Origin of the sequence: Sphingomonas kyeonggiensis (assembly GCF_014196745.1) — a bacterium.
Classification (GTDB): Bacteria; Pseudomonadota; Alphaproteobacteria; order Sphingomonadales; family Sphingomonadaceae; genus Sphingomonas; species Sphingomonas kyeonggiensis.
The window spans coordinates 1,918,220-1,940,703 of sequence record NZ_JACIEH010000001.1 but is presented as its reverse complement, the minus strand read 5'-3'; the positions used below and the strand labels follow the sequence as shown (position 1 = coordinate 1,940,703).

General features: G+C 67.4%; 27 protein-coding genes and 1 tRNA gene. 12 read left to right on the top strand and 16 right to left on the bottom strand.

Annotation, left to right across the window (positions count from 1 at the left end; translation table 11 throughout):
• Window positions 1–8: 8 nt before the first annotated feature.
• Window positions 9–85: transfer RNA gene (locus GGR46_RS09055), tRNA-Met, on the top strand.
• A 205-nt stretch (window positions 86–290) separates the two neighbouring features.
• Here the strand turns inward: GGR46_RS09055 and GGR46_RS09050 are convergent.
• On the bottom strand, window positions 291–920 hold the full coding sequence (locus GGR46_RS09050; RefSeq protein WP_183996574.1) for a cysteine hydrolase family protein: 630 nt from the start codon (window positions 918–920) through the stop codon (window positions 291–293).
• A 13-nt stretch (window positions 921–933) separates the two neighbouring features.
• Window positions 934–1,461: a hypothetical protein gene (locus GGR46_RS09045; protein WP_183996572.1), complete on the bottom strand. Its 528-nt coding sequence runs from the start codon at window positions 1,459–1,461 to the stop codon at window positions 934–936.
• A 163-nt stretch (window positions 1,462–1,624) separates the two neighbouring features.
• Between GGR46_RS09045 and GGR46_RS09040 the strand changes: the two genes are divergently transcribed.
• A complete protein-coding gene (locus GGR46_RS09040; protein WP_183996570.1) occupies window positions 1,625–2,452 on the top strand; it encodes an enoyl-CoA hydratase/isomerase family protein in 828 nt (275 codons plus the stop codon).
• Window positions 2,453–2,491: 39 nt separating this feature from the next.
• Here the strand turns inward: GGR46_RS09040 and GGR46_RS09035 are convergent, their stop codons facing one another.
• Both GGR46_RS09035 and GGR46_RS09030 read right to left on the bottom strand, forming a co-directional pair.
• On the bottom strand, window positions 2,492–3,517 hold the full coding sequence (locus GGR46_RS09035) for an MBL fold metallo-hydrolase (RefSeq protein ID WP_246425936.1): 1,026 nt from the start codon (window positions 3,515–3,517) through the stop codon (window positions 2,492–2,494).
• On the bottom strand, window positions 3,514–4,020 hold the full coding sequence (locus tag GGR46_RS09030; protein ID WP_183996568.1) for a hypothetical protein: 507 nt from the start codon (window positions 4,018–4,020) through the stop codon (window positions 3,514–3,516). Before GGR46_RS09030 ends, GGR46_RS09035 begins: the two co-directional genes overlap by 4 nt.
• Before the next feature lie 249 nt (window positions 4,021–4,269).
• Here GGR46_RS09030 and GGR46_RS09025 point away from each other — a divergent pair, with 249 nt between their 5' ends.
• The 3 genes from GGR46_RS09025 (at window position 4,270) to GGR46_RS09015 (ending at window position 6,610) form a co-directional block, all read left to right on the top strand.
• Complete coding sequence (locus GGR46_RS09025; protein WP_183996566.1) at window positions 4,270–4,803, top strand: RNA polymerase sigma factor; 534 nt, start codon at window positions 4,270–4,272, stop codon at window positions 4,801–4,803.
• Window positions 4,793–5,806 carry a FecR family protein gene (locus GGR46_RS09020; RefSeq protein ID WP_183996564.1) on the top strand — a complete coding sequence of 338 codons (1,014 nt, stop codon included), beginning with the start codon at window positions 4,793–4,795 and terminating at the stop codon, window positions 5,804–5,806. The genes GGR46_RS09025 and GGR46_RS09020 overlap by 11 nt, the downstream gene beginning before the upstream one ends.
• Window positions 5,807–5,872: 66 nt before the next feature.
• On the top strand, window positions 5,873–6,610 hold the full coding sequence (locus tag GGR46_RS09015) for a response regulator transcription factor (RefSeq protein WP_183996562.1): 738 nt from the start codon (window positions 5,873–5,875) through the stop codon (window positions 6,608–6,610).
• Here GGR46_RS09015 and GGR46_RS09010 read toward each other — a convergent pair.
• From GGR46_RS09010 to GGR46_RS09000, 3 genes are all read right to left on the bottom strand, one after another.
• Entirely contained in the window at window positions 6,607–9,663 is a 3,057-nt protein-coding gene (locus GGR46_RS09010; RefSeq protein WP_183996560.1) for a TonB-dependent receptor, read from the bottom strand. The genes GGR46_RS09015 and GGR46_RS09010 overlap by 4 nt on opposite strands.
• 80 nt (window positions 9,664–9,743) lie before the next feature.
• Window positions 9,744–10,328, bottom strand: coding sequence for an NADPH-dependent FMN reductase (locus tag GGR46_RS09005; protein WP_183996558.1), 585 nt, complete (start codon window positions 10,326–10,328; stop codon window positions 9,744–9,746).
• A 20-nt stretch (window positions 10,329–10,348) separates the two neighbouring features.
• Window positions 10,349–11,068 carry a hypothetical protein gene (locus GGR46_RS09000; protein WP_183996556.1) on the bottom strand — a complete coding sequence of 240 codons (720 nt, stop codon included), beginning with the start codon at window positions 11,066–11,068 and terminating at the stop codon, window positions 10,349–10,351.
• Window positions 11,069–11,231: 163 nt separating this feature from the next.
• On the opposite strand from GGR46_RS09000, the gene GGR46_RS08995 reads away from it, so the two are divergent.
• Genes GGR46_RS08995 through GGR46_RS08980 form a run of 4 tightly spaced genes read left to right on the top strand, consistent with a single transcriptional unit; the run spans window position 11,232 to window position 13,530 of the window.
• A complete protein-coding gene (locus GGR46_RS08995) occupies window positions 11,232–11,942 on the top strand; it encodes an SDR family NAD(P)-dependent oxidoreductase (protein ID WP_183996554.1) in 711 nt (236 codons plus the stop codon).
• A gap of 14 nt (window positions 11,943–11,956) precedes the next feature.
• Window positions 11,957–12,190 carry a tautomerase family protein gene (locus GGR46_RS08990; RefSeq protein WP_183996552.1) on the top strand — a complete coding sequence of 78 codons (234 nt, stop codon included), beginning with the start codon at window positions 11,957–11,959 and terminating at the stop codon, window positions 12,188–12,190.
• Window positions 12,191–12,199: 9 nt separating this feature from the next.
• Complete coding sequence (locus GGR46_RS08985; RefSeq protein ID WP_343058088.1) at window positions 12,200–13,081, top strand: alpha/beta fold hydrolase; 882 nt, start codon at window positions 12,200–12,202, stop codon at window positions 13,079–13,081.
• Window positions 13,078–13,530, top strand: coding sequence for a DUF3237 domain-containing protein (locus GGR46_RS08980; RefSeq protein ID WP_183996550.1), 453 nt, complete (start codon window positions 13,078–13,080; stop codon window positions 13,528–13,530). Before GGR46_RS08985 ends, GGR46_RS08980 begins: the two co-directional genes overlap by 4 nt.
• On the opposite strand, the gene msrB is transcribed toward GGR46_RS08980, so the two are convergent.
• The 4 genes from msrB to GGR46_RS08960 form a co-directional block, all read right to left on the bottom strand.
• On the bottom strand, window positions 13,527–13,994 hold the full coding sequence (msrB, locus tag GGR46_RS08975) for a peptide-methionine (R)-S-oxide reductase MsrB (RefSeq protein WP_183996548.1): 468 nt from the start codon (window positions 13,992–13,994) through the stop codon (window positions 13,527–13,529). The genes GGR46_RS08980 and msrB overlap by 4 nt on opposite strands.
• 78 nt (window positions 13,995–14,072) lie before the next feature.
• Window positions 14,073–15,470 (bottom strand): epoxide hydrolase family protein, encoded by a 1,398-nt coding sequence (locus GGR46_RS08970; RefSeq protein ID WP_246425935.1) that lies wholly within the window; start codon window positions 15,468–15,470, stop codon window positions 14,073–14,075.
• A 283-nt stretch (window positions 15,471–15,753) separates the two neighbouring features.
• A complete protein-coding gene (locus GGR46_RS08965; protein WP_183996546.1) occupies window positions 15,754–16,650 on the bottom strand; it encodes a hypothetical protein in 897 nt (298 codons plus the stop codon).
• Window positions 16,651–16,760: 110 nt separating this feature from the next.
• Window positions 16,761–18,023, bottom strand: coding sequence for a S8 family serine peptidase (locus tag GGR46_RS08960; RefSeq protein WP_183996544.1), 1,263 nt, complete (start codon window positions 18,021–18,023; stop codon window positions 16,761–16,763).
• 54 nt (window positions 18,024–18,077) lie between these two features.
• On the opposite strand from GGR46_RS08960, the gene GGR46_RS08955 reads away from it, so the two are divergent.
• Together GGR46_RS08955 and GGR46_RS08950 are read left to right on the top strand one after the other, a co-directional pair.
• Window positions 18,078–18,563, top strand: a complete 486-nt coding sequence (locus GGR46_RS08955) for an RNA polymerase sigma factor (RefSeq protein ID WP_183996542.1) — start codon at window positions 18,078–18,080, stop codon at window positions 18,561–18,563.
• Window positions 18,560–19,246 carry an anti-sigma factor family protein gene (locus tag GGR46_RS08950; RefSeq protein ID WP_221262596.1) on the top strand — a complete coding sequence of 229 codons (687 nt, stop codon included), beginning with the start codon at window positions 18,560–18,562 and terminating at the stop codon, window positions 19,244–19,246. Before GGR46_RS08955 ends, GGR46_RS08950 begins: the two co-directional genes overlap by 4 nt.
• Before the next feature lie 31 nt (window positions 19,247–19,277).
• Here GGR46_RS08950 and GGR46_RS08945 read toward each other — a convergent pair whose 3' ends face one another.
• On the bottom strand, window positions 19,278–19,805 hold the full coding sequence (locus GGR46_RS08945; RefSeq protein WP_183996540.1) for a DUF6916 family protein: 528 nt from the start codon (window positions 19,803–19,805) through the stop codon (window positions 19,278–19,280).
• A gap of 128 nt (window positions 19,806–19,933) precedes the next feature.
• On the opposite strand from GGR46_RS08945, the gene GGR46_RS08940 reads away from it, so the two are divergent.
• Window positions 19,934–20,254 carry a DUF6916 family protein gene (locus tag GGR46_RS08940; protein WP_183996538.1) on the top strand — a complete coding sequence of 107 codons (321 nt, stop codon included), beginning with the start codon at window positions 19,934–19,936 and terminating at the stop codon, window positions 20,252–20,254.
• On the opposite strand, the gene GGR46_RS08935 is transcribed toward GGR46_RS08940, so the two are convergent.
• The 4 genes from GGR46_RS08935 to GGR46_RS08920 are packed head-to-tail and all read right to left on the bottom strand — an operon-like array spanning window position 20,251 to window position 22,349.
• A complete protein-coding gene (locus GGR46_RS08935; RefSeq protein ID WP_183996536.1) occupies window positions 20,251–20,766 on the bottom strand; it encodes a GNAT family N-acetyltransferase in 516 nt (171 codons plus the stop codon). The two genes, GGR46_RS08940 and GGR46_RS08935, sit on opposite strands and share 4 nt — an antisense overlap.
• A gap of 17 nt (window positions 20,767–20,783) precedes the next feature.
• Window positions 20,784–21,311, bottom strand: a complete 528-nt coding sequence (locus GGR46_RS08930; protein ID WP_183996534.1) for a phage tail protein — start codon at window positions 21,309–21,311, stop codon at window positions 20,784–20,786.
• A 12-nt stretch (window positions 21,312–21,323) separates the two neighbouring features.
• Window positions 21,324–21,836, bottom strand: coding sequence for a phage tail protein (locus GGR46_RS08925; protein ID WP_183996531.1), 513 nt, complete (start codon window positions 21,834–21,836; stop codon window positions 21,324–21,326).
• A 9-nt stretch (window positions 21,837–21,845) separates the two neighbouring features.
• The gene (locus tag GGR46_RS08920; RefSeq protein WP_221262595.1) at window positions 21,846–22,349 is read right to left on the bottom strand and encodes a phage tail protein; all 504 of its coding nucleotides are present in this window, start codon (window positions 22,347–22,349) and stop codon (window positions 21,846–21,848) included.
• Window positions 22,350–22,484: the final 135 nt, after the last annotated feature.

The window sequence follows — 22,484 nt, the reverse complement described above, 5'->3', positions numbered from 1 at the left end:
GCCTTTGGCGCGGGATGGAGCAGCCCGGTAGCTCGTCAGGCTCATAACCTGAAGGTCGTAGGTTCAAATCCTACTCCCGCAACCAGGCCCCGCAGGCATAAAGCCCCGCAAGTCTAGCGACTTAGCGGGGTTTTGTTTTGTCCGGCGCAGATGCATTGGGCTGAGCATTCCGACTTCTTCCAAGTCGGAATTCCGACTTTCATCGATGTCAGTAGTGCGGCGGGCTATAGCTTGAACGCGTCGCGGCGCTTGCGCTGCAGCTCGCGCGCGACCCCTCGGGCGGAGGGAAACTATCCGCTCTCGCGTGACAGCGCCGCCAGCAGCTCGGCGGTGCTGAGGATCGCGTGCGCATAGGTCGGCCCGTTCAGCACGTGCGCCGCATGCATCATCTCCTCCGAGAAGGCGGCAGTGGCGTCGCGGACCAGCGTGACGTGATAGCCGATCTCCATCGCGTAGCGGGCGGTGGATTCGATGCAGGTGTTGGCCAGCAGCCCGATCAGGATGACATGGCTGATACCGTGCTGGCGCAGCTGCTGGTCGAGATCGGTGCTGGCGAAGCCGCTCTGCGCCCAATGCTCCTTGGCGATCACGTCGCCCGGCTGGGGAATGAAGTCCGGATGCCAGTCGCCACCCCATTCGCCGCGGGCGAAGCTGTGGCGGTGCATGATCGCGCGCTGGGTGGGATTGGGATGTGCCCAATCCTCGTAATCGCCCGGCTCCCAGCGGCGATGCGGGGCATAGAAGACCCGCATGCCGGCGCCGCGTACCGTATCGGCAATCGCCTTGAGGTTGGCGATCAGGCCGTTCGCCTCGGCAATCGCCTGGACGCGCGGCCAGATCTTCCCGCCTTCGGAGAGGAAATCGTTATAGGGATCGACCAGCAGCAGCCCTGTCGCGCCCCTGGGATAATCGGGTGTCATGCTCGTGCTCCCATCAGGCGGCGCGGCGCGCGAAGCGCTCGATGCTGGCGGCGAACAGCGGCGTCTCGCCCTGGTTGTGCGCGATCGACATGGGCTGGCGCTGCGCCTTGAACACCTCGAACGGGATGCCCTGCTTGTCGAGCAAGGTGAGCATCGCGTCGGTGGCGCGCGAGCGGACATGGTTGGTGAACTCGCAGCGATCGCCGTCCAGCGCCTTCACGCTCAGCTCCCAATGGACATGGATGGTGGTGCGGCCGCTCGGCGTGAACACGTCCGATACCGATTCCAGGATCAGGCGATCCTTTTCCGCGAGCTTTTCGACATAATGCTGGACCATCAGGCTGCCGCCGATGATCTCGACATTGATCGACATGCGGGTGCCGTCGGGCGCGGTAGTGAAGCCGGCGGCGACATGGGCGGGCGAGCAGCCCTGATATTCGGCATCGGGCAGGGTGAAGGCCCAGCGCGGCAGGTCGATCGTCTCGATCGGCGCATTGACGATTGCCGAGAAGCTCGAACTCACAATCTCATTGTCGGTCATGGAAGTTGCTCCGGTTGCGGATGACACGGGCAAGGTCGGCCGATCGCCGCGCGCGAGCTATTGGACGATGGTCTCACGACACCATGGTGCAATGGCGACCATCGGCCGGCTCTGGCCTGAAGACGCTTCCCGCACCCTTGCGGGTGCTTCGAGGAGCAATGTCATGCCGAGACAGATCCAGCTGCAGCGCCCGGCCCCCGGGCTCTTGCGCGCGACCTTCGACCATCCACCGATCAACCTGATCGATCCCGACACCATCGGGGAACTGGCCGAGCTGATCGGCCAACTCGAGACCGACCCCGAGGCGCGGGTGATCGTGTTCGACAGCGCCGATCCGGACTTCTTCCTCGCCCATTACGACGTGCTTGCCGACAAGGCGCGAACCGCGGCGATGGCGCCGGGGCCGACCGGCATGCACCTCTGGCTCGACGTGCTGGTGCGCATCGCCCGCGCGCCGGTGGCGTCGATCGCGATGATCCGCGGGCGAGCGCGGGGTGCCGGCAGCGAGTTCGCGCTGGCCTGCGACATGCGCTTCGCCAGTGCCGAAAGGGCGATCCTCGGCCAGTTCGAGATGGGCGTTGGCGTGGTGCCGGGCGGCAACCCGATGGCTCGGCTCGCCGGGTTGATGGGCCGAGGCCGCACGCTGGAGGTGGTGCTGGGCGCGGACGACTTTCCGGGCCCTCTCGCCGAACGCTATGGCTATGTGAACCGGGCGCTACCCGATGGCGAGCTGGATACCTTTGTCGATCGCCTGGCACGGCGGCTCGCGGGGTTCGACAAGCAGGCGATCGCTTCGGCCAAGCGCCTGGTGGATGCCGTATCGCTGCCGGACGATGCGGTGTTCCCGCAATCGCTGGCCGCCTATTTCGAGACCGTGCAGCGGCCCGTGGCGCGGGAGCGATCGGCCGCCCTGGTCCGTGCCGGGCTGCAGACGCGCTCGGCGGTGGAGATGGAATTGGGCAAGTACGTCGCGTTCGATCGCGATGCGTGACGGATCGAGCCCGCTCTCCGCGAGCGGGCCCGTCCGGCTTCAGTCTATGCGCAGGCTCTGCTCCATCGCGAAGCACTGGTCCCAGATGAAGGCGTCATAGCCGCCCAGCCGGTCGCGCCATTTGGGTTCGAGCGTGTTCATGCACTGGACGACGACCCGATCGATATAGTTGTCATAGACCGCCCAGGGATTCGTCTTGTCGGCGGCATCCAGTTCCTCGCCGATCCCGGTGGTCTTGAGCGCAGTGGCGGCGGCGGCCTTGAGATCGTTCATGAATTCGAGCTGCTGGATTACATCGGCCTTGGTGCCCCAGCGCTCGACATGGCCGCCGACCAGCTTGTCGAAGTCCATGCCCTCGATCTCGTGCATGATCCGGAACAGGCCGGTGATGTCCTGCGCCAGCGCGAGGCGGCGCCAGGGCATCCAGCCGGGGAAGACGGTGTCGATCACCATCAGCACCTTCGCACTAGGGACATGGATCAGGATGTTGCCCGGCGAATGGCCATAGCCGGGATAGCTGAGCTGGATCGTCTTGCTGCCGGCCTTGAGCGTGTAGCGCTCCTTGAAGGTAAGGGTCGGGAGCGGACGGTTGGGATCCCGTGCCTCGATCAGCAGGCGCTTCGTCTCCTCCTGCGCGATGATCACCGGTACCTTGCCGAGCAACGGCGTGGCGGCGATGTGATCGGCATGCGAGTGGCTGTAGATCAGATGGGTGATCGGCCTGTCGGTCACCTCGCGGATCGCGGCGAGCAGGTGCGCGCCATAGGAGGGCGGCGCGTCGACCACGACAACGCCGGTCTCGTACACCACGAACATCGAGCTGTAGCCATTGTCGGTGACCATATAGGTGCCGCCCCCCAGATCCTCGGTGCGATAGCCCTTTGCGGGATCGATCGGCGGGCCCTTGGCGGCATCGGGGACCGTCAGATAGCGATCGTTGCGTACACCGATCGGGGCGAGGTGATTCATGTTCGCATAGGGCGTGCCGGGCTCGCCGGCTTGCTGGGCCTGCGCAGTGAATGGCGCGAGAGCGAGCAGCGCCGCGGCTAGGGGCAGGTGGTTCATCCTTGGTCTCCATTGCTGTGGGGGTACGCGACGGCGGCGCCGGGCAGGCCGATGGTGATGGCGGTGCCCTTGCCGGGAGTACTGTCGATCTCGACCCAGCCGCCGTTGCGCTCGGCGAACTGGCGGCCCGCGGCGAGGGCGAGCAGCGGGGCGATGGCGGCGAGCGCCTGGGCAGGGAGGATCGGTTCCGGGGCTGTGCCTGGCCGCTGGCCGAGCAATGCACGGCTGAGCACGCCGGCGCGGACCAGGGCGGCGGTGCCGGCCTGGCTCAACGCGCAAAGGGCGGCGTCTCGCGCGGGATCGAAGCTGCGTTCGATCTGGCCGAGCGCGCTGGCGGCGACCTGGAGCAGGTTGCCGAAATCATGGGCGAGGGTGGCGACTTCGCTGCGGCGATCGGTCGTGTCGGCGGGAAGGATTTCGGGACGGGGTTGGTCGGCGGACACCTGGCGGCAGGCGCAGCGCGGGCCGCAGCGATGATCCCCGATCTGCTTGAGATGCGGCATGCGTCTTCTCCGAAAGGGGCGAAGACATGCGGGCCCACACCGGAGGACCACGCGTCACCCCAGTCGGCGATGCTGGATGTCCTGCCGATGTGGTGGATTGTGCGCGCGGCGGATGGGCGCGGGCTATTGTACGATGGTGCCGTTGGACTTTGGTATCGGGAACGGCGGCAACGCATTGCTCTCGGGCGCGCGGCGATATTAGCTGCGGCTATTGGCGATCCTAAGGCGATTGTGAGACAATGCACCGGAATGGGGAGAAAGCCGCAGGATCAGACCAGCCGCGAGACGCTGGCCCGGGAAGCCGGGCCGGTGCGCCGCTGGCTGACCGGCTATTTCCGGCGCCGTGTCCGCGACGATGACGAGGTAGAGGACCTGGTGCAGGACGTCTTCACCCGGATCGTGGCGCGTGACAGCGAGGAGTCGGTCGGCCATCTTGGCGGCTATGTCCTGCGCACCGCGGCGAGCGTGCTGGCCGATCGCGCCCGGCGCCGTGCGGTGCGGCGGAGCGACCTGCACGTCGTGCTCGATACCGATCGCATGGGTGATGACGAACTCGATCCCGAGCGGGTGCTGAGCGGCAGGGAGGACCTGCACGCCGTCACTGCGGCCTTGCTCTCGCTGCCCGAGCGGACGCGCACCGTGTTCGTGCTGCGCCGCCTGGAGGGGCAGCGCCACGCCGATATCGCCCGGCATCTCGGCATTTCGATCAGTGCGGTTGAGAAGCACATGGTCCGCGCGATGCGGCACCTGAGCGCGGAGATGGAGAAGCGCGATGGTGCGTGAGGCGCTGACACAGGAGCGGTTGCGGGCAATGCCCGTGGACGAAGCCGCCGCGCTGCTCGCGGTGCGCCGGGCCGAGGGGCTGACGGCGAGCGAGGAAGGGCTGCTGGCCGATTGGCTGGCGGCGGATCCGGCGCATGCCCGGGCCTTCGCCCTGGCCGGGCGTGGCTGGGATGCGTTCGATGCGGGCGCGGACGACGAGATACTCGCGGCGATGCGCGCCCATGCGCTGGTGCCGCGGCGTCGCGACTGGCTCGGCTGGCCGCAACTCGCCGGGGTGGCGGCCGCGGTGCTGCTGCTCGTGGCGGTGGGCCTGTGGTGGATGCCGTCCCGCGTGCCGGGCGGACCCGCTGGGCCGACGGTGCAGGAGATTGCCTGGTCGCGCTATGCGGCGCCGGCAGAGCGCGTGCGCGATGTTACCCTGGCCGATGGCAGTGTGATGACGCTGGATGCAGGCAGCGTCGCCGAGGTGCGCTTCGCCGCGGACGCGCGCGCGATCCGGCTGGTGCGCGGGCGGGCGCTGTTCGAGGTGGCCCATGACCCCGCGCGGCCCTTCGGGGTCATGGCGGCGACCCGGCGCGTGGTGGCGCTCGGCACGCGCTTCGTCGTCGATCTGGACGATGACATGCTCAAGGTGATGCTGATCCGCGGCAAGGTCGCGGTCGAGCCGATGGGCGAGGGCGAGGCGGTGACGCTGATGCCCGGCCAGCGCTTCACCGAGCGGGGCGACGCGGTGTCGGTGGCGATGGTGCCCGCGCCGGTGGAGACGCCGGCCTGGAGCCAGGGGCTGGTGGACCTCAACGACGTGCCGCTCTCCCAGGCGATTGCGGAGATCAACCGCCATGCGCGTATCCGGATCGTCATCCGCGATCCCCGTATCGCGGCGCTGCGGGTATCGGGGCAGTTCCGCGCGGGCGAGGCGGAGCGCTTCGCCAACACCGTTGCCGAACTGCACGGGCTGCGCGTGATCCGCCGAGCGAAGGAAATCGAGCTCGCGCGAAAATAATTTCCGGATCGGGATGTGGGTTTCGGATTCCCGTGCGTCTTTGGCGGGAATTTCGGAGGGCATCCCATGACCGCCACGCTTGCTTCGTACGACAGCTGCCGCTTCGACCGGCCGCTCTTCCTGGGCAGCGCCGGCATTCCGCTCGCGCGGGTGCGGCCGAATCCCGCAGCGCAGGACCTGCACGCGATTGCGCATATCGTCCATCACGATCCCGCCGCAGCGATGCGGCTCGCAGACTTGTTCCGCTCGACCGGGATCGGGGCGTGCATCCATAGCAGCGTCCATGCCTTTGCCGAGGCGGCGCTGCCCGACGCGCCGGCCTGCCTCCTCATCCATGTCCGTCATCTGCCTTCGACCGAGCTGGCGCTGCTCGCCCGGCGCGTGCTGCCCGAGGCACTGCCGCCAGTGATCGTGGCCGCCGAGCGCGCGGACGTCCGTACCGCCGTGCTGGCGATGAAGGCGGGCGCGATCGAGTTCTTCGACGTGCCGCCGCGCGACCAGGATTTGCTCGAGGTGATTGCCACTGCCATCGCCATGGACCGCGCTCGGCGGCGCCTGGCGGTGGACTGCACCGCGTTGCGCGCGGCGCATGCGCAACTGACCGAGCGTGAGCGTCAGGTGATGGGGCTGGTGACGCAGGGACTGCTCAACAAGCAGGTCGCCGGCGAGCTCGGGATCAGCGAGATCACGGTGAAGGCGCATCGCGGCGCGGTGATGCGCAAGATGGGTGTACGCACGATCGCCGACCTGGTGCGCATGGCCGATGCGCTGGCCTATCTTTCCGGCGATGGCGAGGCGCTCTAGAAGCTCGCGTTGAACCCGATCTCGACACGCCGTCGGCGGGGATCGCCATAGGGGCTGTACATCGGGACATTGCCCAGGAACGCGTTCACCGCGTCATAGGGCGGCCGCGTATCGAAGATGTTCACCAGGCCCAGGTCCAGGCTGAACCCATTGTCCTTGCCTGCCCAGGGCAGGCTGAAGCGCCGGCTGGCATAGAGATCGACATAGATCTGGCGGGGCACGTAGCGTGATCCCTGCAAGCGTTCGGTAGCGGTGGCGCAGCACAGATACTTGTCCGACGGCGCGATCCGGTAGCGGCTGAAATACTGGATGTTCGTGCCGATCAGCGACCGGCCGATCGTCCATTCCGCGCCGCCATTGGCGCGCCAGCGCAGCGGGCCGCTGCGAAAGCCGGCGAGATGTTCGGGCGCGTTGAACGGTTCGGTCCGCGTGTTGCGGATCTGCCAGGTGCCGCTTGCGTAGCTGCGCAAGGTTCCGCCGGCCAGGGGCAGGGTCCAGTCCAGCTTGGCATCCACCGATTCGACGTCGAGCGTGCCTGCGTTCATCACCCGTGAATCGACCATCGTAATCAAGCCGCCGGTATAACCGAGCGCCCGGTCCGCCTCGGTGAGCGACAGGCGGGCGACCCGTTCGGGCCAGGCGTCCTCGTGCGCGAGGATGGTGGACTCGTACAGCTGCACAAGGTCCCCGGTCCTGCGGATGCGCGAATAGTCGAACGACAGGCGCGGGCCGCGCTCCGCGGCCGGATTGAGGACCATGCCCAGCGCCAATGTGTTGGCGCGAATGGCTTTCAGGTCCGGATTTCCCGACAACCGGGCCAGATAATAGCCGCCGTCGTTGAGGTCCCAGCTGTTGCTCCGCTTGGGATCGACGAGACTGTAGCGGCCGGAGGTATAGGAAAACTCGATGAGATAATCGAGCGGCGGCGGTTGCTGCCCGGTCGCATAGCTGCCGCGCAGCATCAGCCAGGGAAGCGGAAGGAACTTGGCGCCGGCGGTGAAGGCGAGCGCGCGGAACCGGGCGCGCCGCCGCTCCGAATCCAGCTCGTCCGGATCGGTCGAGAAGCGGAAACGCTGGTCGTCGTAGCGGGCGGCAAGTTGCAGTTCGAGGCCCTTGAGCAGCGGCACCCGTGCGTCTGGCGCGATCAGCGGGGCGTTGATCTCCGCATGCAGCGAGCGCGTGTTGCTCGTCCGGGAGGCATAGTCGGAATAGGACGGATCGGGGCCGTAGATGTCCGCCAGATACTCGATGCTGAACCCGGGGACCTTCTCGAGGCGGTTCTGGGCGAGAAGGGTCAGCGTCGTCGGGCCCGCGGCGGTTCGCCAGACCGGGCCGGCGAGCCGCAGCGACTGCTCCCGATAGCGATTGCGCGACCGCTGGACCGCCGCGGTGCTGAGCGTCAGGGAGGCAAGATTGCGTTGCAGCGTGTCCCAGTCACCAAAGGGATCGAAGCCGATATCGTCTTCAATCCCGAGAGAAGGGAAATAGCCCTTCGTCCCGCCCTTCGCCTCGTAGCGGACGGAGCCGAACGTCGCTTCTGCCGTCGCATTCCAGCGATGCGGCAGAGGGACGATCAGGCCCGCAGTGTAACGATCGCTCGCCATGGTGACCCTGTAGGCCTGTGGCGCGGCTGGCGCCGGGAAGGTCAGCCAGACATAATTGTCGAACGGATTGTGCGCCGAAGCCGGGGAGAAGACCACCTGGCCGTCGGACGTCAGACCGTCGAACCGCCCCCGATTGCGCAGCAGGAGCGCATCGAAATAGGCCTCTATCCCGCCGCCGAACCGATGGCGCAGGTTGAACAGCGCCGAGGTCGTGGTCGGTGTCGATCCGAGGTCGCTGGCGTTGCGCTCGTCCGACAAAGTGAGATCGGTCATGCCCGATTCCCGCGTGAGCGCGGCGATCATGTCCGCCGTCGTGCCGGAAAAGCCCCGGGGCAGATTGGTGTGGCTGGCGATCGTGGCGCCGCCATATTCCGGCTTGAAGACGAGAGGCTCGTCGCCGAACAGGCTGAAGACGTTGACCGCGTTGCTGTCCAGCTGGACGCCGCCGCTCCCCGAGAATTCGTCCGGCAGCAGCGCGTTGACGAATTTGCGTGCCTGCAGGGCATAATTGCGCTGGCCATCGAGCAGGGCCTGTTCCCAGCGGTGTGCCACATAGACGCTGACATTCGTGGCGCCCTGGTCGGGCGAGAAACCGAAGCCGCCCTCGAGGCCCACCCGCCGGGCATCTCCCCGGGTGCTGACCCCGGCGGTGCCGTGGAGCTCGAGGCCGTGCAGGTCCCGCCGCAGCACGACGTTGACCACGCCGCCCAGCGCCCCAAAGCCATAGATGCCGCCGGCAGTACCCGTGAGCGTCTCGACACGCTCGATCGCGTGGAAGGGAATGGCGTTCAGGTCCGGCTGGGCGAAGGCCAGGGCGCTTTCCGGAATGCCCGGCAGGCGGCGGCCGTCGACCAGGATCAGAGTCTGGTCCGTGCCGAGTCCGCGCAGGTCGATCTGGGAGTTGGTCTCGCCAAGTTGCGAATAGCTGTTCGGGAACATCTGCGTGTTGGCGCTGACCCGGCTGCGGAAATATTGCTCGAGATCGTTGCGGTGCGCGTTGACGATCTGGGGCCGCGTCGAGACCTGATAGGGCTGGACGTCGTTCTCGCGGCGGCGGATGTCGAGATTCTGGGTCTTGCGGCCGATCACCAGTATCTCGGGCTCGGCAAGCTCTTCCGGCGGCGCGGCTTCGGGGAGCGGCCGGCGCTCGACGACCCAGGCGCCGGTGGCGGCACGGCGATGGACGAGGTCGGTCTGGCCGAGCAGCGTACGGAGCGCAGCATCCACCGTCATCCGGCCCCTGAGGCGCGGCGCGCGCAGGCCGCGTAGCATCGCCCGGTCGAACAGCAGCTCGATTCCGGTCTGGCGCGCCAGATCCTGCAGCGCTCCGTCGAGCGGGCCGCTGAGGATGTCCACCGGGAAGGCATAGCCTTCCCCGGTCGCCGGTGCGGGCGCTTCGATGCCAGGCGATGTTAACGCAAACACGGATAGCGTGACGGATGCCAGCATGCCCGATCCCCAAGAGCAGCGGTCTGGCCATCACACTAGTCCGGAAGTGCGGTTTTAGTCCATATCGGACTGATCGGTCTTTATCCGCCAGTCTCCGCCCGGGCGCGGGACAGGGCGCTCGCCCACCAGTGCAGCTCGTCCAGCATCGTCGCGGCATTCGGGGCGAGATAGGGCAGGTCGTCGAGCGGCCTGCCTTCCTGCCATGCGGCGAGGAAGTCGGCGCCCTGCAGGTGCACGCCGGTGCGGGTGGGCGCCATCTGCAGCTCGACGCAGATCAGCCGGAGCTGCTCCACCGCGCGGGCTCCGCCGACGCTGCCATAGCCGAGAAAGGCGGCCGGCTTCCGGTTCCATTCGGGATAGGCATAGTCGAGCGCGTTCTTGAGGACCGCCGGGATGCTGCGGTTATATTCGGCAGTGACGAAGACATAGCCGTCGAATTCGGCGACCTTGCGCTGCCAGGCCCGGGCGATTTCGTTCTGCGACGGGACCCATGCATTGGATGCGGTCTCGTCGAAGAAGGGCATCGGATAGTCGCGCAGGTCGAGCAGCTCGACCGCCATGTCCCCGCGCGCCGCTGCCTGTTCGAGGAGCCAGCCCGCCGGGACGTCGGCGAAGCGCGTGGCACGGGTCGTGCCCAGGATGATGGCGATGCGAGGCTGGGTCATCGGGCTGGCTCCTTGGTGGATCAGGCGAGGGCGAAGTCAGACACGTCGATCGACACCATGACGGGCTCGAGGATCGGCATGCCGTCCCCGCCCCGGCGATAGGCGCGGCGACGGGTGGGGAAGCGGAAGCCGGCGACCTCGACAAAGTCCGAGACGAGATGCGCACCGGCAAAGCCACCGGCGACATCGACATGATAGTCGTGACGGGCGAGCAGTCCGTCGGGGCCGAAATAGAAGTCCTGCCCGGTACTGTGCGTGGCAATCCGCGCCGGGAAGGTGGCGCGCAGCCCGCGCCAGGTTTCGCCGCCCTGCTCGATCGGGGCAATGTCCTCGATTCCGACATCGGGCTCGGCGAGCAGGAAGGGCGTGGTGAGATAGGTCCACAGCGCATAGCCGTTGAAATAGGCCCGGTGGAGCGGGTCCCAGGGCGTGTCGATCGCATGGCCGGCAAAGCTGGCGCGGGGATCGGCGCGTTCGGCGACCACCCGGTCGCTGCTGTCGCAGATCGCGATGCGTTCCGGGCGGAACACGCTGCGCCAGTCGGGCGCGCCGAACTGGGCGAGCGTCGCCCATTCGTGATCGAGCGTCACGGTGATCCGGCGCGGATCGCTGTCCTGCACCAGCCCCTTGATCCCCCAGAAGGCGCCGCCGGTGACGATCGTCGCGGACAGGGTCTGGTAGCTGCGCCAGCGTTCCAGGCCGCCATGCGCGACAAGGGCTTCGGTGAGGAGACGGTGCATCGGTGATCCTTGGTGGCGGCGGAAGACGTTCCGGCGCACTCCGATCTGGCAGCTCGACCCCGCTGGATGCCATTGGACCATGGTATTGGCGACACCATCGGACAATGGCGGCCGAACCGGCCCCGCCGATATCGCGGAGACCTTCCACAGATGAGGTCTTCCCATGGAGAACGAGCAGAAAGTCGCGATCGTCACCGGTGCGTCGCAAGGCATCGGGGCGGCGCTGGTCACGGCATTCCTGGCGCGGGGCTACCGCGTCGTCGGCACCTCGCGCACGATCCGGCCGTCCGACGATCCCGCGTTGCTGAGCGTTGCCGGCGACATCGGCGATCCGGAGACCGGGCCGCGTGTCGTGGCCGAAGCGCTGGCGCGGTTCGGGCGGGTGGACACGCTGGTCAACAATGCCGGCATCTTCGTCGCCAAACCCTTCACCGACTATACGCCGGAAGACTATGCACGGGTGGTCGCGACCAACCTGACCGGCTTCCACTTCACCACCCAGGCGGCGATCGCGGCGATGGCGAAGCAGGGCGCCGGGCACGTCGTCAGCATCACCACCAGCCTGGTCCGCGCGCCGAGCTCGAAGGTGCCCTCGGTGCTCGCCTCGCTGAGCAAGGGCGGGATCGACGCGGCGACGCGCAGCCTGGCGATCGAATATGCCAGAAGGGGCATCCGGGTGAACGCGGTGTCCCCGGGCGTGATCCGCACCCCGATGCACGCGCCGGAGACGCACGAGGCACTCGCCGCGCTGCACCCCGTCGGGCGGATGGGCGACATCCCCGACATCATCGGCGCGGTGCTCTATCTGGAGGATGCCGGATTCGTCACCGGCGAGACGCTCCATGTCGATGGCGGCCAGGCGGCCGGCGCCTGAGGAGGAGACAGACCATGCCGATGATAACCGTACAGCTCACCCGCGAAGGCACCACGCCGGGCACCGACCGCCTCACTGCCGAGGAGAAGGCTGCCATCCATATGGGAATGAGCAAGGTGCTGCTCGACGTGCTGGGCAAGCCGCTCGACTGGACCTGGGTGGTGATCGAGGAAGTCGATCCCGACAATTGGGGCTGGGGCGGGCTACCCGCGCTCGAATATCGCGCGAAGATGGCCGGGAAGGGCTAAGGCCTGGGCGTGGCTTCGCCCTTCCGCCCGGCCGGCACCGCCTATCGCTTCGCGACGGTGGCGGGGTTGCGGCTCTTCTACCGGGAGGCGGGACCACCGGACGCGCCGGTGATCCTGATGCTGCACGGCTATCCGTCCTCGTCGCGCATGTGGGAACGGCTGATCCCGCTGCTGGCCGATCGCTACCGGCTGATCGCGCCCGACTATCCCGGGTTCGGGCACAGCGATGCGCCGTCGTCCGACGACTTCGCCTACACCTTCGACCGGCTCGCCGAGCTGGTCGAGGGGCTGGTGGAGGCGCTGGGGATCGCGCGCTATGCGCTGCTCCAGCAGGACTATGGTGGGCCGGTCGGCATGCGCCTTGCGGTGCGTCGGCCGGAGCAGGTGCAGGCGATCCTGGTCCAGAATGCGGTGGCGCATGAAGAAGGGTTGGGGCCGCTCTGGGAATCCCGCCGCGCCTATTGGCGTGACCGCGCGGCGCATGAGGAGGCGGTGATCGGCGCGTTCACGTCGCTCGAGGGCGCGCGGCAGCGGCATCTCGGCACCAGCCCGTCGCCCGAGCGCTACGACCCCGACAGCTGGACCGACGAGGCAGCGTTCCTGGCACGGCCCGGGCAGCGGCGGATCCAGGCGGACCTGTTCTACGATTATCGCACCAATGTCGCTGCTTACCCCGAATGGCAGGCCTGGCTGCGCGCGCATCTCCCGCCGCTGCTCGTGCTGTGGGGACGCTATGATCCTTCCTTCGCCACCGCCGGTGCGCACGCCTATCTGCGCGACGTGCCTGATGCGGAGGTCCATATTCTCGACGCGGGGCATTTTGCGCTCGACGAGAAGCTCGAAGACTGCGCGGTCCTGATCCGCGAATTCCTGGCACGGAGGCTGACATGATCCACACGCGCCCCCTGTTCACGCTCGAGGTGGCGGTGGACGGGCTGCATCTCGCCGGCGGGCCGCCGGGTGCCGAACGGCGGATCGGGGACCTGCCCTCCGGCCGGTTCATCGGCGATCGGCTGTCGGGCATCGTGCTGCCGGGCGGGACCGACTGGCAGATTTTGCGCGGCGACGGTGCGGTGCTGCTCGATGCGCGGGTGGTGCTGCGGACCGACGACGACGCGCTGATCGCGATGACCTATGCCGGCATCCGCCATGGCCCGCCCGAAGTGATCGCCGCGATCGGGCGGGGCGAGGATGTCGATCCGGGCTCCTATTATTTCCGCATCACCGCGAGCTTTACGACTTCGGCGCCGCGCTACGAATGGCTGAACCGCATTGTCGCGGTCGGCACCGGTCATCGTCGCGCGACGGGGCCGGTCTATGAGGTCTTCGAGATCGCCTAGTCCGTCCAGGGCAAGCCCTCCGGTGCGCCGCGGCCGAGCTTGTCCGGGAGCGGCTCGCCCTGGGGCGTGAAGTCGAGCGAACCCGAATTGATGCAGTAGCGCAGCCCTGTGGGCGGCGGGCCGTCGGGGAAGACATGGCCCTGGTGCGCGCCGCAGCGCGCGCAGAGGATCTCGGTGCGCGACATGCCGTAGCGCGTGTCCCTGATACCCCGCAAATGCGTCTCGTCGAACGGCGCGGTGAAGCTTGGCCAGCCCGTGCCGCTCTCGAACTTGGCGCCGGAGACGAACAGCGGCAGCCCGCACAAGCGGCAGGTATAGAGGCCGGCGCGCTTCTCGTGGAGGAACACGCCGCAGAACGGCGCTTCCTCGCCATGATCGAGCAGCATGTGCCGCTCCTCGGGGGTGAGGGCGGCGGCGAGGGCGGCGAACAGGGCCGGGCTGGGCGGGGTGAGATCGAAGGTCATGGGAAAGGCCTTGTGGAACTGGAACGGGGGCGGGAGCGCCTCTGGGGATCGGCGCTCCCGCAGCTTCCGGGGCTGGCTTCAGCGGAGAGGCCGGAAGCTTTCGCGCAGTTCTTCGGTAAAGGCCCCGGGCTGTTCCCAGGCGGCGAAATGCCCGCCCTTGGGCATGCGCTTGTAGTGGATGAGCTTGGGATAGGCCTGCTCGGTCCAGCTCTTGGGTGCGGTGTATATCTCGTCCGGGAAGGCACTCACCGCAGTCGGCAACGGCACGTGCTTCGGCGCGAAGAAGGCGAGCTTGCTCTCCCAATAGAGCCGGGCCGACGAGACGGCGGTATTGGTCAGCCAGTAGAGCGTGACATTGTCGAGGATGTCGTCGCGGGTCAGCCCTTCGGCGGCGCCGTCGAACACGCGGGCGATCAGGTCGTAGCTGCGCGCATCATGGTCGAGCATCCAGGCGGCGAGGCCGATGGGCGAGTCCTCGATCGCGTAGAGCGTCTGCGGGCGATTGCCCATTTCCTGGGCATAGGCGAGGCCGTGCTTGTAGAAGAAATCGAGCTGGTCCCAGGCATAGGTCTCGTCGGCGGACAGGTTGGCCGGCTTGTTGCCCGAGGCGAGCGCCGCGGCAATCTCGTCCGGGATGGTCGCCGGCATGTTGGTATGAATGCCGAGCAGGCCCGGCGGGGTGAGCAAAGCGAGCTGCTCGGTCACCGCATTGCCCCAGTCGCCGCCCTGGGCGACGTAGCGGGTGTAGCCGAGCCGCTGCATCAGCACCGCCCAGGTCTTGGTGATGCGGATCGGGTCCCAGCCGAGCACGGTCGGCTTGCCCGAGAATCCATGGCCGGGGAGCGAGGGGATCACCACGTCGAACGCATCGGCTGGCGTGCCGCCATGCGCGGTGGGATCGGTGAGCGGGCCGATGATCTTCATCTGCTCGATGATCGAGCCGGGCCAGCCATGGGTTACGATCACCGGCAGCGCGTTCGAGTGCTTCGACTTCACATGGATGAAGTGGATGTCGACTCCGTCGATGCGGGTGACGAACTGGGGCAGCTTGTCGAGCCGCGCCTCGAGCTTGCGCCAGTCGTGGCTGGCCGCCCAGTAGCGCGCGAGCTTCTCGATCGTCGCGAGCTGTACGCCCTGCGAAGTGTCGGTCACGACTTCCCTGCTCGGCCATTTGGTCGCGAGGATGCGGCGCTTGAGATCGGCCAGCTCCTCGTCCTTCGCCCGGTAGTGGAAGGGGCGGATGCTGGTGTCGTCGTCGGATCCGGCCGGCGCGACGGTGCCGATCAGCGTGGCCCCGGCCAGCGTTGCGGTGGTGATGCCGGACACCGCCTTGGCGCTGGAAAGCGTGGCGGTCGCGACCGGTGCGGGCGCCTGGGCGGCATGCGCGGCGAGCGGCATCACCGCGCCGGCGGCACCCACCGCCGCGGACGTGAGCAGGAACTGGCGGCGGCCGAGCGAGGAACGGGATTCAGGCATGATCATGCTCCACTGGTTGCTGGAGCCTGTCAGGGATGCCCGCACAGTCTCCCGAAATGTCAGGGTGCGGACTGAAGCAAGGAGAGCGCCCGCGGCCCGGACTATGGGTCCGCCGCCGCGGGCTCGGCTATTGCACCATGGTCTCCCATATACCTTGGTATCGCGGCGCCTGTTGGGATGCGCTGCGGCGCGCCTGCCCGAATGCGCTGCGGCGCGCCTGGTTGAAACCAGACGCGCCGCGGGCAGGCATGGTCCTACTGTCCGGACGGACCACCCCGGCCCATCACTCCGCTGCGTCCTTCACCTCGCCCTTGCCCATGGCAGAGACCAGGGCGTTGCCCGAGCCGGTGAAATTGGCGGCCGGCAGGGTGGCGGTCTTGTCCTTCACCTTGACCAGCACCTGCTCGACCTTGCCCCGCGCCGCGGTGCGGACCGACTGGACGGTACCGATCAGCTTGCCCTTGGCATCGGTGACCGGCATGCCGACCGATACCGGGAAGGCGCCGTTGCCACTGGCTGCCGCGGAACCGGCGAGTGCCAGCGTGCTCCCGCCGAACGAGCCCGCGCCACTTGCGGCGCCCGAAGCGGTACCCGAGACATCGGCCGTGCCCGGCACGGCATTGCGGGCGCGCGAGACGGTGTTGCCGGCTACGTCGCGGGTCCGCCCGACGGCATCGCCCGCGGTATCGCGGACGCGGTCGGTAGCGCCGCCGGCGCGATCACGGACATTGGAGACCGCATCGCGGGTGCGGCCGACGGTGCTGCCGGCGGTGTCGCGCACAGCGTCGGTACCGATCAGCTGCGCATCCGCGCTGCCGCCGGCATTGCCCGAAGCGGATCCGCTGCCGCCGATGGTGCGGTCGCCGATCCGCGAGCTGTTGGCCACGGTGGAGTCGAGCGCGCTGTCGTTCGATGCCTTCACATGACCCTTGCGGGTATCGACATTCTTTTCGGTGCGCGACGAGCCGCGCAGGCTGCCGGTGGTGTCGCTGGTGCTGGGCAGGCGCCGCATCGGGCTGTCGATCGTGCTGCCGAGCGTGCCCATGCCCGAGCCGCCGAGACCGCCGCCCAGGCCGCCACCGCCGCCCAGGCCGCCACCGCCGCCGAGGATCTGCGCCGAAGCCGGAGCCGCCGCGAGCGCGATGGCGAGGAAGACGCTGGTGCCGAGAAACTTGATCATTTCCATTCTCCCAAAAATGCACTGACATCAGGAGAACGGTGGCCGGATCGCGTTTAATCCCGGGGCGCCGGAAAAATTTCAGGCGCGCCATTTTCTATAGGAAAATCAGTCTATTGTGCGGGGGTTCGGCACGCTTCGCAGAGCACGCCGCGGCCATAGAGCCTGTCCGGACCGCGCGATCCGGCGTCGCGCGCCTGGCTGTCTACCCTGGCCATTGCGGCACGTAGCCCTGGGGAATCCGGCGCCGAGTAGAAGCGCGCGATCGTCGCCGCGACGAAGGGCGCTGCGAAGGAGGTTCCGCGCACGCGCATGGTGCGTCCGTTCGACGCCATCGCCAGCATGTCGGCGCCGGGGGCCGCATAGTCGAGATGGGTCGCGCGGCCGGACTCGATCAGCACCCGGCCACGGCCATCGATGCCGGTCACCGCGACCACGCCGGGATAGGAAGCCGGATAGGCCGGAGGCGCGGCGGGCCCGTTATTGCCCACCGCGGCGACGATCACCGTGCCGCGCGCCTGCGCCGCTGCGATCACCTTGCCCAGCACCGGGTTGGGCGGCCCGACCAGGCTGATCGTCACCACGCTCACCCGGTTCTGGACCATCCAGCCGATCGCCCGTGCGATCGCGGTCGCGTTGCCGCCGGCGGGATCGCTGCCATAGACATCGGCCGAAGCGATGCGGGCGCCGGGCAGTCCGCCACGCACCGTGCCCGCGCCCGCGATCAACGAGGCGACGGCGGTGCCATGGTCGTTGGCCCTGGGAGCACCGCTGGCGAAGCCGGATGCCAGCGCGGCGCCCCCCACGCCCCCGTCGATCACGCCGACCATGGGACCATTGCCGGGTGCGGGCGGTGCCGGCCGGCCGGGGACTGCGCCGCTCGGCATGTGGAGCTGGTCGGCGCTGACATCCTTGCCGCCTAGCTTGCGCAATTCCCGGATCGCCTGGCCGAGCGAACGGCCGCGCGGCACCGAGAGACGGACGAAACCGACGCCCAGCACATCCTCGCGGGCGATCACGCGATAGCCCTTCGCCATGGCCTTCTCGATCAGGGCTCCGTCGGGATCATCGACCGTCACTTCCCCGGCACGCGCGGGAAAGCCGTCCGGATCGAGCGCGATGCGATCGGGATTGTCGCGGACCAGCTGTGCTGCGGCGGTCTGGCGGATATCCTCGAGCCTTTGCGCGACATTGCCGGTCACCCGCTCGAGATCCTGGCCGACCCGGTCCAGCACCGGTCCCGGAGACAGGGGCAGGGACGGCAGCGTCGGCGCGAGCTGGGCATGCGCGGGCAGTGCCGTCGCCAGCGCAATCAGCCCGATCCAGTGCCATTTGCCGCGCATCGCGGTACCCTTCTTGCACAAAATGCAGTTCATGTGGATTAAACGCCGGACGCCATCCGTTTCATCCACGGACAAGAGGAATTGGGCTTGGCGGCTTTCGAGGATGACCTGCTGGCGCTGCTGCCGCGACTAAGGCGGTTCGCCCGTGCGCTTGCCCGCGATGCTGCCGATGCCGACGATCTGTGCCAGGTGGCGCTGGAAAAGGCGCTACTCGGGCGCGCGTCGTGGCAGCCCGGCACACGAATGGACAGTTGGATGTACCGGATCATGCGCAACAGCTGGATCGATACGACGCGCAGCCGGGCACGTGCGGCGCAGACCTTCGTCGATGCCGAAGCCGGGCTCGGCGTGGGTGCCGATGGCGGGGCCGAGGCGCGCATTGCGCTCAGCGAGGTCGACGTCGCCCTGCACACACTGCCGGACGAGCAGCGTGAAGCGGTGGCGCTCGTGCTGATCGAGGGGCTCGCCTACAAGGAAGCGGCGGAAATCCTCGATGTGCCGATGGGCACGCTCACCTCGCGGCTGGTACGCGGCCGACAGGCGCTGATGGCGCAATTGGGAGAGGCGGCATGAGCATCGATCCCGAAATGCTGATGGCCTACGCCGATGGCGAGCTGGGCCCGATCGAGGCCAAGCGTGTCGAGCGGGCCATTGCCGAGGATCCCGCGCTTGCCGAGGAGGTCGCCCGGCACCGCGCGCTGCGTACCCGGCTGGCCGGACATTTCGCGCCGGTGGCGGAAGAGCCGGTCCCGGACCGGCTGGCCGCCATGCTGCGTCCAAAGGTGATCGAGCTACCGGTGCGCAAGCGGGCCGCGAGCATTCCCACATGGACGCGGTGGGGTGCGGCGGTGGCAGCGTCGCTCGTACTGGGCCTCGCGATCGGCCATGGCCTGCAGGACGAGGGCATGGTGCGGACTGAGGCCGGGCAGCTCTATGCCGCCGGCGCGCTTGCCGATGCGCTCGACAGCCAGCTTGCCGCAAACCAGGGCGCGGTCCGAGTGGCGGTCACCTTCCGCAATGCCGAGGGGCGCTATTGCCGTGTCTTCACCGCCAGGGCAGCGGACGGCATCGCCTGCCACGATCCGCAGGGCTGGCTACTGCGGCAGACCCATGCGGCTGGGACTGCGGCAAGGACCGATTATGTGCAGGCGGGCTCCGCCGATGCGCGCGTGATGGCGGCCGCGCAGGAGATGATGGCAGGCGATCCGCTGGATGCGGATGCGGAAGCGAAAGCGCGCGCTTCCGGATGGAGATAGGCGGCCGGTTGCGGCGCGCGCGCAGAGATTCTCAGTTGAGTACGGCGGTGAAGAGGCCCTGGCCCGAACTCTGGCTGGAAACATTGAGGAAGAGATCGAAGCTGCCCTTCGTTGCATGCGAGACCTGGAAGGTCTTGCCGCCGACCGAAGCCACGGTCGCGTTCGTCTGGAACTTCGCGAGAAAGGGTTCATGCCGGGCGAGCGTGGAGGGGCGGGTGACGTCCGCGATCCGCTCCAGGCTGGACAGGACGGCTGAAACCTTCCCGGAATCCGTCGTGATCAGGAAGGAGGATCCGACCAGCTTGTCCCACTCGCTGGCCTCCGAGGCGATCAGCGGGCTGCTGGACGGGGTGGCGTTGGCCGTCGGCGTTACTGCGCCTCCGGTGCTCGATGTGGATCCGCCGCCACTGCACCCGGCGACTCCGGCACTGGCGGCAACCGCCAATCCTCCGGCAACAAAGCTACGACGCGAGCTGTAAGTCATGGTTTGCGCTTTTTCTGCGGCAGGCCGCAGCGCCACCACGCGCACGGCCTTTCCCCCGAAATGGTCCTTTAGCATTTCGTTTCGGTTTCTGCACGTTGTGAATCGCGAGAGGCCGGGCCGCATCGTACCGCATTGGCGCGGCGGTCGAGGCATGCCTATAGGGCTTCCGATAACGGGTGCCGCGCAGGGTAGGGAGTTCAACGATGACGTCAGATGCCGGTTCGGCGGTTCCGCAGCATCCGCCCGTTCCGCTCCGGCTCCGCGACTTCGAAGGACGGATAGGCTCGCCTTTCGACATCGCGTGCCAGGGGGAAGCCCAGCAACTGGTGCTGATGGCGGCACGGGAATTGCCCGGATCTCCACGCGAGGAGGGGGGATTTCGACTGGAGTTCCGCGGGCCGCCCGAGCCGAGATTGCCCCAGGCGATCTACCCCTTCCAGATCGACGGGGTGGCGCATGACATCTTCATCGTGCCCATAGGCTTCGCGATCGATGGCCTGCTCTATGAGGCGGTGTTCTTCTAGGCCGGAGACGAGGGGCGCGGCACGCCGTGCTCCATCAGGTCGTAGACGTCCTTGTCCTCGGCCACGACGAAGCCGAGCCGCTGATAGAGGCGCCGGGCCGGATTGAACTTCTCGACATGGATCGAGACGCCCTTGCCCAGGGTGGCGGCGTGGTCGATCACGTCGCGCAGGATCGCCTCGCCGATGCCCTGGCCGCGTGCCGCGGGCATCAGGGAAATATCCACGATACGGATTTCGAGCGGCCACGCGTCGAGATAGAGCCTTCCGATCGGTTCACCGCCCCGTTCGACGATCAACCGCTCGGCATCGGGATAATAGGTCTGATAGTGATGGTGCTGGGCGCGGTGCTGCTGCGTCAGAAAGGCCAGCTTCTGGTCTTCCGGCCACCCGGTTCGCGCCAGCTCTTCCGCGCGGGTCGAGGAATAGAGCGCCTCGATGAACTCGAAGTCTTCCGCCGCGAATGGACGATAGCCGATGCCGAAACGCGCGGCGGCGTGCAGGGGTGGGGGCATGGCGGCTATCGCGATGGTCAGGGGCGCGGCGGGAAGATGCCCTGCAGGCAGATGCAGAAATTCAGCGTCAGATAAGGCTGCATGTTGTTGTGGGACTGATCGCCGCCCACCGGCGCCAGGGCATTGGTAGACATCGGCACCAGGTTCGTGCCGGTCTGGGTCTGGTAGAGCGCGCCGCCGGCAGTGGTGCCGAGCGCCGCGTTGTTGGTGAGCGTTCCCTGAGTCGCGTTGTTCCCGGCCGCCTGCAGCGCGTGGGCGTGAGAGGGAATATCGGACTGGAGCAGGGTTACCCGATCCGAACCTCCCTGTTCGGCGAACACGCGCTGCGACAAGCCCGGGCCCTGGCCAGGGTGCATCGCTGCGCGGCCTTGCATGTCTGGCAGGGAGAAGGTCACTTTGCCGTCGCCACCATAGAAGGTGCCCAGCAGCGAGAAGAGCGCGGTGTTCTGCGAAATGGGCATCAGCTGGCCATTGCAGAACGCCCAGCTCCTGGGTGCGAAATTGAACGGAAAGATCCGGATCTCGGCGACGAAAGGGTCAGACATCTTGGCTTCCTGTCAATTCTGGCTCGGGAAGACGCCGAACAGCGAGATGATGTAGTTCACGCAGAGATAGGGCTGCATGTTGCTGTGCGGCTGGCTGCCGCCGATCGATGAGATCGAGTTCGGTGCCATCGCAAGGCTCGGCGTGTTGCCGGTGTAGAGCCGGGCGAGGGTCGAGCTGGCCAGCACATTGTTCTCGGGAGTCGATTGCGACCCATTGCCCGCCGATCCGAGCAGCGCATGCGTATGCGACGGGATCTGGCTCGGACTCAGCGTGACTTCCTCGGCACCGGCCTTGTCGGCGATCTGGTAGGTCATCAGACCGGTGCCCGTACCCATGTGCAGGGCGACCCGGCCCCGCAGGTCGGGCAGACCGAAGGTGCTCTGCCCGTCGCCACCGTAAGTGGTCCCGATCAGGTTGAAGAGTGTCTCATTCTCCGAGATGGGCAGGAGCTGCCCCTCGCAGAAACTCCATCCCAATGGCGCAAAGGTCCCTGCGAAAATGCGAAGCTCGCCGACATAAGGCATGGCAGTTCCTCAGTTCTGGGACGGGAAAATGCCCTGAAGGGCGATACAATAGACAAGCACCTGGAAAGGCATCCTGTTTTCATGTGCCTGGCTTCCGCCAATGCTGGACACCGTCGCGGGATTGAGCGTGACCGCCGTTGGGGCGAAGCTGGCGGAATAAGGGTTTCCGGCCTCGGCCGCGAGCACGCGCCCGACGCTGCTGACGTTGGCCCTGTTCGCGTCGCCTGCCACATAGGAGGCGTATAGCTGGTGCGTGTGGGTCGGCATTTCGCTGATCGAGAGCGTATGTGCCTCCTCACCGTCCCGCTGGCCCAGGAAATAGCCATCGCCGGAATGAATCGGCACGCGTCCCCGCAGATCGGGCAGGGCGAAGTTCACCCGGCCGTCGCCGCCATAGGTGGTGCCCAGCAGCGAGAACAGCGCCTGGTTCTGATTGATCGGCAGAAGCTGGCCGTTGCAGAGCGCCCAACCCTTTGGCGCGAAATTGAACGATATCAGCCGAATCTCGCCCATGAATGGATCTGACAACGCCCGTCTCCCCGAAATCCCTTGCGCGGCCTAACCGAAATGGATGGAACTGGCCATAGCCTAGCGTTTCGCTCCTGTTATAGATTGCGGGCCAGCGGTCCCATTCTGCGACTCTCCCTT

Coding starts and splice junctions, on each gene's coding strand:
- GGR46_RS09050 (WP_183996574.1), bottom strand. CDS start 920: ATGACACCCGATTATCCCAGGGGCGCGACAGGGCTGCTGCTGGTCGAT.
- GGR46_RS09045 (WP_183996572.1), bottom strand. CDS start 1,461: ATGACCGACAATGAGATTGTGAGTTCGAGCTTCTCGGCAATCGTCAAT.
- GGR46_RS09040 (WP_183996570.1), top strand. CDS start 1,625: ATGCCGAGACAGATCCAGCTGCAGCGCCCGGCCCCCGGGCTCTTGCGC.
- GGR46_RS09035 (WP_246425936.1), bottom strand. CDS start 3,517: ATGAACCACCTGCCCCTAGCCGCGGCGCTGCTCGCTCTCGCGCCATTC.
- GGR46_RS09030 (WP_183996568.1), bottom strand. CDS start 4,020: ATGCCGCATCTCAAGCAGATCGGGGATCATCGCTGCGGCCCGCGCTGC.
- GGR46_RS09025 (WP_183996566.1), top strand. CDS start 4,270: ATGGGGAGAAAGCCGCAGGATCAGACCAGCCGCGAGACGCTGGCCCGG.
- GGR46_RS09020 (WP_183996564.1), top strand. CDS start 4,793: ATGGTGCGTGAGGCGCTGACACAGGAGCGGTTGCGGGCAATGCCCGTG.
- GGR46_RS09015 (WP_183996562.1), top strand. CDS start 5,873: ATGACCGCCACGCTTGCTTCGTACGACAGCTGCCGCTTCGACCGGCCG.
- GGR46_RS09010 (WP_183996560.1), bottom strand. CDS start 9,663: ATGCTGGCATCCGTCACGCTATCCGTGTTTGCGTTAACATCGCCTGGC.
- GGR46_RS09005 (WP_183996558.1), bottom strand. CDS start 10,328: ATGACCCAGCCTCGCATCGCCATCATCCTGGGCACGACCCGTGCCACG.
- GGR46_RS09000 (WP_183996556.1), bottom strand. CDS start 11,068: ATGCACCGTCTCCTCACCGAAGCCCTTGTCGCGCATGGCGGCCTGGAA.
- GGR46_RS08995 (WP_183996554.1), top strand. CDS start 11,232: ATGGAGAACGAGCAGAAAGTCGCGATCGTCACCGGTGCGTCGCAAGGC.
- GGR46_RS08990 (WP_183996552.1), top strand. CDS start 11,957: ATGCCGATGATAACCGTACAGCTCACCCGCGAAGGCACCACGCCGGGC.
- GGR46_RS08980 (WP_183996550.1), top strand. CDS start 13,078: ATGATCCACACGCGCCCCCTGTTCACGCTCGAGGTGGCGGTGGACGGG.
- msrB (WP_183996548.1), bottom strand. CDS start 13,994: ATGACCTTCGATCTCACCCCGCCCAGCCCGGCCCTGTTCGCCGCCCTC.
- GGR46_RS08970 (WP_246425935.1), bottom strand. CDS start 15,470: ATGCCTGAATCCCGTTCCTCGCTCGGCCGCCGCCAGTTCCTGCTCACG.
- GGR46_RS08965 (WP_183996546.1), bottom strand. CDS start 16,650: ATGATCAAGTTTCTCGGCACCAGCGTCTTCCTCGCCATCGCGCTCGCG.
- GGR46_RS08960 (WP_183996544.1), bottom strand. CDS start 18,023: ATGAACTGCATTTTGTGCAAGAAGGGTACCGCGATGCGCGGCAAATGG.
- GGR46_RS08950 (WP_221262596.1), top strand. CDS start 18,560: ATGAGCATCGATCCCGAAATGCTGATGGCCTACGCCGATGGCGAGCTG.
- GGR46_RS08945 (WP_183996540.1), bottom strand. CDS start 19,805: ATGCTAAAGGACCATTTCGGGGGAAAGGCCGTGCGCGTGGTGGCGCTG.
- GGR46_RS08940 (WP_183996538.1), top strand. CDS start 19,934: ATGACGTCAGATGCCGGTTCGGCGGTTCCGCAGCATCCGCCCGTTCCG.
- GGR46_RS08935 (WP_183996536.1), bottom strand. CDS start 20,766: ATGCCCCCACCCCTGCACGCCGCCGCGCGTTTCGGCATCGGCTATCGT.
- GGR46_RS08930 (WP_183996534.1), bottom strand. CDS start 21,311: ATGTCTGACCCTTTCGTCGCCGAGATCCGGATCTTTCCGTTCAATTTC.
- GGR46_RS08925 (WP_183996531.1), bottom strand. CDS start 21,836: ATGCCTTATGTCGGCGAGCTTCGCATTTTCGCAGGGACCTTTGCGCCA.
- GGR46_RS08920 (WP_221262595.1), bottom strand. CDS start 22,349: ATGGGCGAGATTCGGCTGATATCGTTCAATTTCGCGCCAAAGGGTTGG.